Source organism: Pseudomonas sp. 44 R 15 (genome assembly GCF_900004965.1).
Taxonomy (GTDB): Bacteria; Pseudomonadota; Gammaproteobacteria; order Pseudomonadales; family Pseudomonadaceae; genus Aquipseudomonas; species Aquipseudomonas orientalis_A.
This window is the reverse complement of sequence record NZ_CVTU01000090.1, coordinates 131,408-143,484: the sequence shown is the minus strand read 5'-3', so window position 1 is coordinate 143,484 and position 12,077 is coordinate 131,408. Positions and strand designations below refer to the sequence as shown.

At 61.7% G+C, this 12,077-nt stretch carries 12 protein-coding genes; 7 read left to right on the top strand and 5 right to left on the bottom strand.

Annotation, left to right across the window (positions count from 1 at the left end; genetic code table 11):
• Positions 1-73: 73 nt before the first annotated feature.
• Complete coding sequence (locus tag BFP93_RS12945) at positions 74-1,414, bottom strand: MFS transporter (protein ID WP_065893420.1); 1,341 nt, start codon at positions 1,412-1,414, stop codon at positions 74-76.
• A 144-nt stretch (positions 1,415-1,558) separates the two neighbouring features.
• Positions 1,559-2,401 (bottom strand): pca regulon transcriptional regulator PcaR, encoded by an 843-nt coding sequence (gene pcaR / locus BFP93_RS12940; RefSeq protein ID WP_065886157.1) that lies wholly within the window; start codon positions 2,399-2,401, stop codon positions 1,559-1,561.
• A gap of 17 nt (positions 2,402-2,418) precedes the next feature.
• Here pcaR and BFP93_RS28415 point away from each other — a divergent pair, with 17 nt between their 5' ends.
• The 3 genes from BFP93_RS28415 to BFP93_RS12930 all read left to right on the top strand — a co-directional run bounded on the left by BFP93_RS28415 (position 2,419) and on the right by BFP93_RS12930 (position 4,913).
• Positions 2,419-2,655: a hypothetical protein gene (locus BFP93_RS28415; protein ID WP_130138537.1), complete on the top strand. Its 237-nt coding sequence runs from the start codon at positions 2,419-2,421 to the stop codon at positions 2,653-2,655.
• 255 nt (positions 2,656-2,910) lie between these two features.
• Positions 2,911-3,111 carry a hypothetical protein gene (locus BFP93_RS12935; RefSeq protein WP_003172389.1) on the top strand — a complete coding sequence of 67 codons (201 nt, stop codon included), beginning with the start codon at positions 2,911-2,913 and terminating at the stop codon, positions 3,109-3,111.
• Positions 3,112-3,437: 326 nt separating this feature from the next.
• A complete protein-coding gene (locus BFP93_RS12930; protein WP_057723136.1) occupies positions 3,438-4,913 on the top strand; it encodes an inorganic phosphate transporter in 1,476 nt (491 codons plus the stop codon).
• Positions 4,914-5,100: 187 nt separating this feature from the next.
• Here BFP93_RS12930 and ccoM read toward each other — a convergent pair whose 3' ends face one another.
• Together ccoM and BFP93_RS28885 are read right to left on the bottom strand one after the other, a co-directional pair.
• Positions 5,101-5,217, bottom strand: a complete 117-nt coding sequence (gene ccoM / locus BFP93_RS29475; protein WP_017530457.1) for a cytochrome c oxidase subunit CcoM — start codon at positions 5,215-5,217, stop codon at positions 5,101-5,103.
• A 143-nt stretch (positions 5,218-5,360) separates the two neighbouring features.
• The gene (locus tag BFP93_RS28885) at positions 5,361-5,522 is read right to left on the bottom strand and encodes a hypothetical protein (protein WP_090408332.1); all 162 of its coding nucleotides are present in this window, start codon (positions 5,520-5,522) and stop codon (positions 5,361-5,363) included.
• A gap of 132 nt (positions 5,523-5,654) precedes the next feature.
• Between BFP93_RS28885 and BFP93_RS12920 the strand changes: the two genes are divergently transcribed.
• The 3 genes from BFP93_RS12920 (at position 5,655) to BFP93_RS12910 (ending at position 8,266) form a co-directional block, all read left to right on the top strand.
• Positions 5,655-6,527 (top strand): LysR substrate-binding domain-containing protein, encoded by an 873-nt coding sequence (locus tag BFP93_RS12920; protein ID WP_065893418.1) that lies wholly within the window; start codon positions 5,655-5,657, stop codon positions 6,525-6,527.
• Positions 6,528-6,617: 90 nt separating this feature from the next.
• Positions 6,618-7,088: a RidA family protein gene (locus BFP93_RS12915; RefSeq protein ID WP_065893417.1), complete on the top strand. Its 471-nt coding sequence runs from the start codon at positions 6,618-6,620 to the stop codon at positions 7,086-7,088.
• Positions 7,085-8,266 carry an aminotransferase class V-fold PLP-dependent enzyme gene (locus BFP93_RS12910; protein WP_065893416.1) on the top strand — a complete coding sequence of 394 codons (1,182 nt, stop codon included), beginning with the start codon at positions 7,085-7,087 and terminating at the stop codon, positions 8,264-8,266. Before BFP93_RS12915 ends, BFP93_RS12910 begins: the two co-directional genes overlap by 4 nt.
• Here BFP93_RS12910 and BFP93_RS12905 read toward each other — a convergent pair.
• Positions 8,263-8,604 carry an aspartate-semialdehyde dehydrogenase gene (locus BFP93_RS12905; protein ID WP_065893415.1) on the bottom strand — a complete coding sequence of 114 codons (342 nt, stop codon included), beginning with the start codon at positions 8,602-8,604 and terminating at the stop codon, positions 8,263-8,265. The genes BFP93_RS12910 and BFP93_RS12905 overlap by 4 nt on opposite strands.
• A 219-nt stretch (positions 8,605-8,823) precedes the next feature.
• Between BFP93_RS12905 and rapA the strand changes: the two genes are divergently transcribed.
• Complete coding sequence (gene rapA, locus BFP93_RS12900) at positions 8,824-11,670, top strand: RNA polymerase-associated protein RapA (RefSeq protein WP_065886151.1); 2,847 nt, start codon at positions 8,824-8,826, stop codon at positions 11,668-11,670.
• Positions 11,671-12,077: the final 407 nt, after the last annotated feature.

Sequence of the window (12,077 nt, the reverse complement as noted above, 5' to 3'; positions counted from 1 at the left end):
AGCCAGCAATTATCAGGCTGACCCACCGCAATCGGGGGCAAGCCCCCTCCCACACTTTTAACCTCGCCAGAGGTCAGGTCGCATCGGCGTGGCTGACCATGCCCTTGATCACCACCGCTGCCGTGGCCAACCCCGCCGGAATCACCAGCGCCGTCAGCACCTGCTCGAAGTTCCAGCCCAGGCCCAGCAAGGTAGCGCCCATCCACGCACCGAGAATCGCGCCGAAACGGCCAATGCCGAGCATCCACGACACGCCGGTGGCGCGGCCCTGGGTCGGGTAGAAGCGCGCAGCCAGGGAGGGCATCGCCGATTGCGCACCGTTGACGCACATCCCGGCAATCAGCACCAGGGTCGCCAACAGGGTGATATTGCCCAGGCTCTGCCCGACCGCGTAGGCAAATACCCCCGCCAACAGGTAGAAGGTGCCAATCACCTTGTGCGGGTTGAACCGGTCCATCGCCCAGCCCACGCCGACGGCGCTCAATACGCCGCCAAACTGGAACAAGGCACCGATAAAGGCGGCCTGCTCCATGCTGGCGCCACTGTCGCGCATCAGGGTTGGCAGCCAACTGGTGAGCAGGTACACAATCACCAGGCCCATGAAATAGGTGAGCCACAGCAGCAGCGTGCCGGCGCTGTAGGTACCGGAAAAAATCACCGCGAACACGTTGCGCGCCTTGACGGTCTTTTGCTCCGGCACGCTGAAGTGAGTGGCCTGGGCGACAATGGCCGGTTCAATCGGGGACAGGGCCTTGCGTACCTTGTCGGTGCCACGGTTGCGCACCACCAGGTAACGCGCCGACTCCGGCAACCACACCAACAGCACCGCGCCCAGGATCAACGGCAGGATGCCACCGATCAACAACAGGCTGTGCCAGCCGAAGGCCGGGATCAACTTGGCCGAGATAAACCCGCCACCGGCCATGCCCAGGTTGAAGCCGCAAAACATGCTGGTCACCAACAGCGACTTGTGCCGCTCGGGGGTGTATTCGGAGAGCAGCGTGGTGGCGTTGGGCATGCCTGCGCCCAGCCCCAGGCCCGTCAGAAAACGCAACACCAGCAGTTGATCGACATTGCTACTGTAGGCCGAAGCCAGGCTGAAGGCACCGAACACCAGCACCGCGCCCACCAGCACCCCTTTGCGCCCGAAGCGGTCGGCCAGCGGGCCGGAACCCAGCGCGCCGAAGACCATGCCGATCAACGCGGCGCTCATCACCGGGCCGAGGCTCGCGCGGTCGATGCCCCAGTCCTGGGACAGCGCGGGTGCGATAAAGCCCATGGCGGCGGTGTCGAGGCCGTCGAGGAAGACAATCAGGAAGCACAGGATCACCACGCGCCACTGGTAACGTGACAAGGGCTGGGCATTGATGAAGGACTGCACGTCCAGGGTAGAACCGACAGATGGCTGATTCATTATTTTTATTCCACACCGATGGCGGGCCAGCGACCTGGGGTCGCCATTATTATTGGAGCGCGCCCTTAAGCGCTGCCGCACATTAATAAGCCAGGGGAAACAGCGTCAATTGATCACGCCGGGTTCTGTGCGGTCACCGAACACTCAGGCAAACAGTTGCATGCTCAGCTCGCGACTGGCGCTGAGCATGCTCGGCAGGAACCGCTGCTCCAACTCGCTGCGGCTGACTCGTCCGGCATGGGTGCTGACATTGAGCGCGGCCAACACCTGGCCGGATGCGTCGTAAACCGGTACGGCGATCGAACGCAGGCCCTGCTCCAGTTCCTGATCGACGATGCACCAGCCCTGCTGACGCACTTGTTGCAGGCATTCGAACAACGCTTCGGGCGTGGTCAAGGTGCGACTGGTCTTGGTTTGCAGGTCGGCGTGGTCAAGGTAATCCTGCAACGAGGCGTCATCCAGGGCGGCCAGCAGGATGCGGCCCATGGAGGTGCAGTAGGCCGGCAAGCGCCCGCCCACGGAAAGGTCAACGGAAATCAGGCGCTGAGTGGTGGCCGAGCGGGCGATGTAAAGAATGTCGTCGCCTTCAAGGGTCGCCATGTTGCAGGCCTCGTGAAGCTGTTCGCTCATGCGATCCAGGTAGGGCTGGGCCGACACGGCCAGGGGGGTCGACGATAAATAGGCGTGGCCCAGGGTCAGCACCTTGGGCAGCAACGAGTAGGTACGGCCATCGGTGGTGGCATACCCCAGCTTGATCAAGGTATGCAGGCAGCGGCGCACGGCGGCACGCGGAATTTCGGTGCGATGGCTGATCTGGGCGATGGTCAGGTGACGCTTGCGCTCCTGAAACGCCTGCACCACGGCCAGGCCACGGGCCAGGGAGGTCATGAAGTCCGGATCACCGGTGAACGCCTGGATGCGCTTGGCCGGTGATGCCACGATCGGCGGCGCCACCGACGCGAAGGAGTTGCGCAATTGATCGTTCATTTCAGGGATCCTTTTTCTTGTTTTCAACCACAGAAGGGCTGGCTGCTATTACAAGCCGCACGGTGAGCGATGCACAAGGCAAGGGCGGCAACATTGGGCGATTATCGGACGATGATGCGATTATCGCAATTCTCGGTTGCCGAGCCCGCTATAGCGCGTTGCCCGGTAAAAAACGGCTGTCCTGGGGGTATATGTTCAGCCAACACTTACGTTGTGATGTAACAAAACTCGCACATGAAGTTGAGGCTTTTTAAATTTATGCCGATAGCGTTCTTCAAATGCGTCGCTATAATGCAGCCTGTACAGAGGTCAGCCCAATTCGGTTATTGGGATCGGAGCTCGCCCGGCGCCGCATCCCGTGCGCAGGGTCGATTAAAGCAGTGGATTGAAAAAGCGATCTCAGGTCCCTACTTAAACTTGAACAGGGCGTCGGTTCAAGTATGTACACCCGAGGCGCCTTTTGGCATGAAGTTGTACCCTTATTAAACCCAACTCAATTAGGTAACACTGTGACGAAAGATGAACTGCGCGCGGAACTTGAGCGCCAGGAGCAACGTTACAAGGACGTTTACGGCGGGGAAGTCACCACCTACGCCGCCCAGCCTGAGCCGGAACGTAAGCCCTGGCGCAAGCGCGCCAGCCTGCTGGACCAGGCTTTCGCCCAGGAAATCCAGAAGATCGAGCAAGAACTCAAGGCCGAAGAGCCCTAGGGCGAGTTGAGCCTCCAGGCTTTACGGTCGGTGCCGATCTTCACCTGCGAAGGGCAGCGACCTTCAAAACCACTGGTCGGCGCCCTACTGCCGCTAACGAAATTTCATACAAATGTTTCACACATGACATTTTTGTGTCGAAACCGTGTTTTTTCGCGCCCTGGCTTTACAAATCAAGCACTTGCCAAAGCCCCGAAAACCCTGGGATGCGCCTGTGCAGGCCGGTTTTTTTCACGCTAGATTGTTACCGATGAGCAGCTAATGCATCGATTACCGAGGTTTTCTGGCATAATCGCGCCCCCTTACGACCGGGTCAGAAAACCTTCATGATCGATTTATTCAGCGGACTGGATGCTTGGGTTCTAGTGAGCCTGTTGCTCGCCCTGGCCTTTGTCCTCGCCTTCGAGTTCATCAATGGCTTTCATGACACCGCTAACGCGGTGGCCACAGTCATCTATACCAAGGCCATGCCGCCGCACCTGGCGGTGTTCTTCTCCGGGGTGTTCAACTTCCTCGGCGTGTTGCTCGGCGGTGTGGGTGTCGCCTACGCCATCGTGCATCTGCTGCCGGTGGAGTTGCTGATCAATGTGAACACCGGCCATGGTTTGGCGATGGTCTTCTCATTGTTGGCGGCGGCAATCACCTGGAACCTGGGCACCTGGTACTTCGGTATCCCGGCCTCCAGCTCCCACACGCTGATCGGCTCGATCCTCGGTGTGGGCCTGGCCAACGCCCTGATCAACGATATTCCCCTGGCTGACGGTGTGAACTGGCAGAAAGCGATCGATATCGGTGCGTCCCTGGTGTTCTCGCCGATGGCCGGCTTTCTCGTCGCAGCCCTGGTGCTGATTGGCCTGAAGTGGTGGCGCCCGCTGTCGAAGATGCACAAGACCCCGGATCAGCGCCGCAAGCTTGACGACAAGAAGCACCCGCCGTTCTGGAACCGCCTGGTGCTGGTGATTTCGGCCATGGCGGTGAGCTTCGTGCACGGCTCCAACGATGGGCAAAAAGGTATCGGCCTGATCATGCTCGTGCTGATCGGTATCGTGCCGGCGCAGTTCGTGCTCGACCTGGGCAGCACTACCTACCAGATCGAACGTACCCGCGATGCCACCGTGCATTTGAGCCAGTTCTACCAGCGCAACAATGCCACGCTCGGCGAGTTCCTGGCCCTGGGCAAAAGTGTGAAGGACGATCTGCCGGGCAAGTTCCAATGCAACCCGCAGCAGACCGAGCCGACCATCAACGCGCTGGTTGATACGCTCAAAGGTGTTTCCGACTACCACGCGTTGAGTGCCGACCAGCGCATCGAAGTACGTCGTTACCTGCTCTGCCTGGACGATACCGCCAAGAAAGTCGGCAAGCTGCCTGGCCTGGATGCGCGTGAAAAGTCCGACCTCGACAAGCTGCGCAAGGACCTGACCGCCACGACCGAGTACGCGCCGTTCTGGGTGATTCTCGCGGTCGCACTGGCCCTGGGCCTGGGCACCATGGTCGGCTGGAAACGCGTGGTGCTGACCATCGGCGAGAAGATCGGCAAGCAAGGCATGACCTATGCCCAAGGCATGTCGGCGCAGATCACCACCGCCACCATGATCGGCTTCGCCAATATCTTCGCCCTGCCGGTGTCCACCACCCACGTGTTGTCTTCTGGCGTGGCCGGTACCATGGTCGCGAACAAAAGCGGCCTGCAAGGCGGCACGGTCAAGACCATCCTGATGGCCTGGGTGTTGACCTTGCCGGCAACCGTAGGCCTCTCCGCCGGGTTGTTCTGGCTGGCGTCCTGGGCGCTGGGCAGTTGATGATCGTTCCCACGCTCTGCGTGGGAATGCATTCCGTGACGCTCCGCGTCACCCATGCGCGGGCCTCAACAGCGGGACGCGGAGCGTCCGAGGCGGCATTCCCACGCAGAGCGTGGGAACGATAGGCAAAAAAAAGGGCGACCGAAGTCGCCCAAAATGCCTTGCGTGCCCTGTCATCCGGAAAAACCTAAGGTTTTTTACGCTTGTTTGCGTCTTTCCAGATAAAAAATCCGAATCCAACAAAAAACAGCACCATGAGGCTTACGGTCAGCACTCCGGCAAATACCACATTATCGATAAACATGACCGGCCTCCTGCACTTGCCCTGTTGCGATAGGGCTAAGTTAATGGAGAAGGCGGAATGGAAAATTGACGGGGATCAATGTCGCCCGCGACGGGGCGTAAAGAAGGGCAATAACTGACCTGGATCAATCAAGGCCAGTTGATTCAACGTTTTTTCGGCTTGTTCTTCGACTTCTTCTTGGCTTTACCCAAGGGCATCGCCTGTTCAAACGCCTGACGCACCTCGTTCAGGCGTTTGTCATTAAGGTCATGCACGCGCTTGGCGCGTTCGGCATTCAGGTCGATCAGCTTGTCGTCGTCACTCATGGCTTGGCTTACGTTATGGCGGGAATGCCCAATAATGCGGTCTCCCGCGCCCGACGGCAAATCAGCGGGCGACAAAATGCAGGGCATCGACCAGAATCGGCACCTTCCTTCCTCCCCAGGAGACGCAACCCGGTGGCACTGCACAAGGACCTTCCTCCGTTGCTGGCCCTGCGCGCCTTTGAGGCTGTGGCGCGGCACTTGAGCTTTATCAAGGCGGCAAATGAGTTGTCGGTAACCCAGAGCGCCCTGAGCCACCACGTGCAGAAACTTGAGCAACACTTGGGCAAACCGCTGTTTATCCGGCGCACACGTGCGATAGATCTGACGGTGGACGGCCAGCATTACTACAACGAAATCCGCCCGGCCCTGGATGCCATTGCAACCGCCACCCGCCACCAAAAAGCAGTACCCGGCCCCAGCCTGCTGCGCGTCGGCTTGCTGGCGTCCTTCGCCACGCTGTGGCTGGCGCCGCGCCTGGCGGAGTTTCTCAATCGCTACCCGCATATCCAGGTTGAATTGCTGCCCGCCATTCAATTGGCCAACGTCGCCGGTGCCGAGGTTGACCTGGCCATCCGTTACGGCAAGGGCGACTGGCCCGACGTGCACGCCACGCGACTGATGACCGAAACCCTGTCACCGGTATGCAGCCCGGCCTTCAAGGCCGGCCAATCCCACGATAGCCCGCTGTTGATGGCCACCTCACACCGCCCGTTCGAGTGGACGGATTGGTCGCAGCATTATCAGGTCGACCTCGAGCGCCACCCTCGCGTGATGCTGCATGACTACAACATCGTGGTCGAAGCCACCGTGGCCGGCCAGGGAATCGCCATGGGCCGCCATCGCCTGATCCAGCGCAAGCTTCGCGACGGCAGCCTGGTGGAGGCGTTCGACTGGCCGCATTATCACAGTGAGATCGGCTACTGGCTGATCACGCCCCACAGTCCGCCGAGCGAAGCAGCGGCATGTTTTATTCAATGGCTGCAGGAAACCTGCGCCGACGCATGATTTTTTTCGATGCGTCGGTTGAGATCTATCCGTTTGTCGACCACCCGTGCAGCCAACATGCTGGAACCTCACCCCTCAAGAGGTTGCATCATGAGCGACTCCATCCGTCAACGCGTTCACGCCCTTGGCCTGACACTGCCGACTGCCAGCCAACCGGCGGCCAACTACATCAACCATGTCGTCAGCGGGCACCAACTCTTCATTTCCGGGCAAATTCCCCTGCTCGATGGCAGGCCCGCCTACGTCGGCCGCGTCGGCGACACGCTGGATGATCAACAAGGCGCGCAGGCGGCAGAACTCGCGGCGCTGGGCCTGCTCGGGCAACTGAGCGAGGCCCTGGGCGATGACTTGTCGCGCCTGGTGCGCATCGTGAAGCTGGGGGTATTCATCGCCTGCACCGCCGATTTCCAGCGCCAGAGCGCGGTCGCCAATGGCGCGTCGAACCTGTTGGTCAACGCCCTCGGTGACAAAGGCCAGCATGTGCGCACCGCCGTCGGCGTGAGCAGTTTGCCGGCGGGCGTGGCCGTGGAAGTCGACGCCATTGTCGAGTTGCAACCGTGACCCCGCTGGCCATCCGACAACTGCGAGCGGCCACGCCCGGCTGCCAGGCCGGCACTTTGCACTTCAATCATGCCGGTGCTTCTCTGCCCAGCCAGGCCACCCTCGACGCCATCGTCGCGCAACTGCAACGCGAAGCCCAGGACGGTCCGATGGAGGCTGGCGAACATGGCGCCGTGCTGGTGGAGCAGGCCCGTCACGCCGCCGCGCAATTGCTCAATGCGCCCGCGTCCTCGATTGCCTTCGCCAGCAGTGGCTCGACGGCCTGGAACCTGGCGTTCCAGGCCCTGGGCCCATGGCAGCCAGGTGACCGCATCCTGGTCGGCCGGCATGAATGGGGCGGTAACCTGGCGAGCATGGCAATGGCCGTGCAAGCAGGTGCCCGAATCGACGTCATCCCCTGCGACGCGGCCGGCGCAGTGTGCCCGGTGGCGCTGGAGGCGATGATCGACGCCGACGTGAAGTTGATCAACCTCACTTGGCTGCCGGCCAACGGTGGCCTGATCAACCCTGCCCAGGCCATCGGCGAAGTGGCGCGGCGTCACGCCATCCCCTACTTTATCGACGCTGGCCAAGCGCTTGGCCAGGTGCCTGTGGATGTACAGGCGCTGCACTGCGATGTGCTCAAGTGCGCCGGCCGCAAGCACCTGCGCGGGCCACGGGGCACGGCACTGTTGTATGTAAGGCCGGCGTTTTTGCAGCGCCTGAATCCTGCCCAGCGCGATGTGTTTTCAGCCCCCTGGACCGCCGCAGGTTTCGATGTGCGCAACGACGCGCGGCGCTTCGAAACCAGCGAAGCGTCCTTTGCCTTGCTGGCCGGACTCGGCAATGCCTTGCAGGAGATCAATCAACTGGGGATCGAGCAGGTATGGGAAGGCGTCTCGCGCACCAGCGCGCGAATCCGCGAAGGGCTGCGCCAGATACCGGGGATTTCCTTGCATGACATGGGCACGCTGCAGTCCGGACTGATCGCCTTCAACCTGACCGGTTGGGACGCCTTCGAACTCAAGCAGCGCCTGGGCTTGCAGCGCATCAACATCGGCGCCAATGGTGTTGCCTACACACCACTGGACATGCAGGCGCGCGGGCTGAACAGCATTGCGCGAATCTCCGTCAGCCCACTCAACGACGACCGGGACTGCGCGTTACTGCTGGAGGCCTTGCGAGCACTGCGCGACTAAACCTCGATGTCGACCCACAAGCCCTGGCGCGGCGCGTCTTCAATCAGCGGCGCCACGGGTACGGTGTTGTCGGCGTTGAGCAGATCGCCGGGAATCGGCAGGTGCTGCTCAGGGTCGTCGCCGGCCTCACGCTGACGTTTTTGCTGCTCTTGCTGGCGGCGTTGTTCTTCGCGCAGCAGAAAGGTCGACTGCTCCGCATCGCCCTTTTTCAGATCGATGGTGCTCTCGTTGGAGCCCGGTTGAACCGGCACGACGGGCGGGATATCCGGCTTCTGGCGCACCGGATCGAGTTGCGACGTGACCGGCACGACACTGACGGGCAGCATGGGTGGCAACATAATCTTGATTCTCCTGATCAACAGGCTGTCGGCGCGCCCCTGGGCGACTTGAGCCCGCGCTCGCCAAGCTGTGACCCAGTCGACAGTTGTGAGTGCCCGCCACCCGTCGATTTAGCCGGCGGGCGTACGCACCAACCCAGTAGTTTTCGTCAGAGTCCTTGGGCGTGGGGCCTTGTTCCGTTAAGATAGTCGGCTTTTTCACGGCGGGAGTCAGGCAGCATGGCGCAGCAGTATCAACCGGGGCAACGCTGGATTAGTGACAGCGAAGCAGAGCTGGGGTTAGGCACCGTTCTGGCACAGGACGGCCGCTTGTTGACCGTGCTCTATCCGGCCACTGGCGACACTCGCCAGTATGCGCTACGGAATGCGCCCCTCACCCGCGTGAGGTTTTCGCCGGGCGACAGCATCACCCATTTCGAAGGCTGGAAAATGACCGTACAGGAAGTCGACGACGTCGACGGCCTGCTGGTCTACCACGGCCTCAACGGGCAGAACGAGCAGGTCACGCTGCCGGAAACCCAACTGTCCAACTTCATCCAGTTCCGCCTTGCCAGCGACCGCCTGTTCGCCGGGCAGATCGACCCGCTGGCCTGGTTCTCGCTGCGCTACCACACCCTGGAACATACCAGCCGCCAACTGCAGTCCTCGCTGTGGGGCCTGGGCGGCGTGCGTGCGCAACCGATCGCGCACCAACTGCACATCGCCCGTGAAGTCGCCGACCGTATCGCGCCACGGGTATTGCTGGCCGACGAAGTGGGCCTGGGCAAGACCATCGAAGCGGGCCTGGTGATCCATCGCCAGTTGCTCTCGGGCCGCGCCAGCCGCGTGTTGATCCTGGTCCCGGAAAACCTGCAGCACCAGTGGCTGGTGGAAATGCGCCGCCGCTTCAACCTGCAGGTTGCGCTGTTTGACGAAGAACGCTTTATCGAAAGCGATGCCACCAACCCGTTCGAAGACACTCAGCTGGCGCTGGTCGCCCTGGAATGGCTGGTAGACGACGAGAAGGCCCAGGACGCGCTGTTCGCGGCCGGTTGGGACCTGTTGGTGGTCGACGAAGCCCACCACCTGGTGTGGCATGAAGACAAAGCCAGCGCCGAATATTCGCTGGTCGAACAACTGGCCGAAGTGATTCCCGGCGTGCTGCTGCTCACCGCCACCCCGGAACAACTCGGCCAGGACAGCCACTTCGCGCGCCTGCGCCTGCTCGACCCGAACCGTTTCCACGACCTGCACGCCTTCCGCGCCGAGAGCGAGAACTACCGCCCGGTGGCCGAAGCCGTGCAGGAGCTGCTCGACAAGGGCCGCTTGTCGCCTGCCGCGCACAAGACCATCCAGGGTTTCCTTGGTAACGAAGGCGAAGCCTTGCTGACCGCCGTCAACGATGGCGACACCGAAGCCAGCGCGCGCCTGGTGCGTGAGCTGCTCGACCGCCACGGCACCGGCCGCGTGCTGTTTCGCAACACCCGCGCCGCCGTACAAGGCTTCCCGGAGCGCAAACTGCACGCCTACCCGCTGCCGAACCCGGACGAATACATGGAGTTGCCGCTGGGCGAACACGCCGAGCTGTACCCCGAAGTCAGCTTCCAGGCGCAACCGGACATCGAGGAAGAGCACCGCTGGTGGCGCTTCGACCCGCGTGTCGAGTGGCTGATCGACCAGCTGAAAATGCTCAAGCGCACCAAGGTCCTGGTGATCTGCGCCCACGCCGAAACCGCCATGGACCTGGAAGACGCCTTGCGCGTACGTTCCGGCATCCCGGCCACGGTGTTCCACGAAGGCATGAACATCCTCGAACGCGACCGCGCCGCAGCGTACTTCGCCGATGAAGAATTTGGCGCCCAGGTGCTGATCTGCTCGGAAATCGGCAGTGAAGGCCGCAACTTCCAGTTCTCCCACCACCTGGTGCTGTTCGACCTGCCGTCCCACCCCGACCTGCTGGAACAGCGCATCGGCCGTCTGGACCGGATCGGCCAGAAACACGTGATCGAACTGCACGTGCCGTACCTGGAAACCAGCCCGCAAGAGCGCCTGTTCCAGTGGTACCACGAAGCGCTGAACGCGTTCCTCAATACCTGCCCGACCGGCAACGCCTTGCAGCATCAGTTCGGCCCACGCCTGCTGCCGCTGCTGGAGAACGCCGACGACGGCGAGTGGCAAGCGCTGATCGACGAGGCCCGTGCCGAGCGTGAGCGTCTGGAACAGGAACTGCACACCGGCCGCGACCGCTTGCTGGAACTCAACTCCGGCGGCGCCGGTGAAGGCGATGCGCTGGTCGAGGACATCCTCGAGCAGGACGACCAGTTCGCCCTGCCGATCTACATGGAAACCCTGTTCGACGCCTTCGGCATCGACAGCGAAGACCATTCGGAAAACGCGCTGATCTTGAAACCCAGCGAAAAGATGCTCGACGCCAGCTTCCCCCTGGGCGACGACGAAGGCGTGACCATCACCTACGACCGCAACCAGGCGCTGTCGCGTGAAGACATGCAGTTCATCACCTGGGAACACCCGATGGTGCAAGGCGGCATGGACCTGGTGCTGTCCGGCTCCATGGGCAACACCGCCGTGGCGCTGATCAAGAACAAGGCGCTCAAGCCGGGCACCGTCTTGCTGGAACTGCTGTATGTCAGCGAGGTGGTTGCCCCGCGCTCGCTGCAACTGGGTCGCTACCTGCCCCCGGCGGCCCTGCGCTGCCTGCTGGATGCCAACGGCAATGACCTGTCCGGCCGCGTGTCGTTCGTGACCTTGAACGACCAGTTGGAAAGCGTGCCGCGTGCCAGCGCCAACAAATTCGTGCAGGCCCAGCGCGACCAGTTGACGCCGCGCATCAACGCCGGCGAAGAGAAAATCGCCCCGCGTCACGCCGAGCGCGTGGCCGAGGCCAAGCGTCGCCTGGCAGCCGACACCGACGAAGAACTGGCGCGCTTGACCGCCCTGCAAGCGGTCAACCCAACCGTACGCGACAGCGAGTTGGTGGCCCTGCGCAACCAGCGCGAGCAAGGCCTGGCCATGCTCGACAAGGCCGCGTTGCGACTGGAAGCGATTCGAGTGCTGGTGGCGGGTTGATCACTGACTGCTGAAAAAGAAAGGCCCGCACACAATGCGTAATGCCGTTCAGTTAAGGCTTTTTGTAGGAGCGAGGGGGCGCCTAGCTCTTGCTCGCGAAAAACCACAGGCGCCGCGTTCAATCAGGAAACACGCGTTATCGTTGACGTTTTTCGCGAGCAAGCTCGCTCCTACAGAGGGCGATGTACGCTTAACTGAACACGGGGTTTTTTTATAAGCCTTCAGCGCCTCATCGGGGCATCTACACAACTTTGTAGGCTATAGAAGCCTGCAGTAACCACGATGCGAAGCGAGCCGCTCTTGCTCTTGATCTGCTTTTGATCTTGATCTTAGGCGCCCCGTTAAACCACGCTGGCCGAACGCAGGCTTGAATCCGTGGGCAACCCGGCAGGACGCCGGGTTAGCCG

Excerpts from the sequence above, each read along its gene's own strand:
- BFP93_RS12945 (WP_065893420.1), bottom strand. The coding sequence starts at position 1,414 with ATGAATCAGCCATCTGTCGGTTCTACCCTGGACGTGCAGTCCTTCATC.
- pcaR (WP_065886157.1), bottom strand. The coding sequence starts at position 2,401 with ATGAACGATCAATTGCGCAACTCCTTCGCGTCGGTGGCGCCGCCGATC.
- BFP93_RS12930 (WP_057723136.1), top strand. The coding sequence starts at position 3,438 with ATGATCGATTTATTCAGCGGACTGGATGCTTGGGTTCTAGTGAGCCTG.
- ccoM (WP_017530457.1), bottom strand. The coding sequence starts at position 5,217 with ATGTTTATCGATAATGTGGTATTTGCCGGAGTGCTGACCGTAAGCCTC.
- BFP93_RS28885 (WP_090408332.1), bottom strand. The coding sequence starts at position 5,522 with ATGAGTGACGACGACAAGCTGATCGACCTGAATGCCGAACGCGCCAAG.
- BFP93_RS12915 (WP_065893417.1), top strand. The coding sequence starts at position 6,618 with ATGAGCGACTCCATCCGTCAACGCGTTCACGCCCTTGGCCTGACACTG.
- BFP93_RS12905 (WP_065893415.1), bottom strand. The coding sequence starts at position 8,604 with ATGTTGCCACCCATGCTGCCCGTCAGTGTCGTGCCGGTCACGTCGCAA.
- rapA (WP_065886151.1), top strand. The coding sequence starts at position 8,824 with ATGGCGCAGCAGTATCAACCGGGGCAACGCTGGATTAGTGACAGCGAA.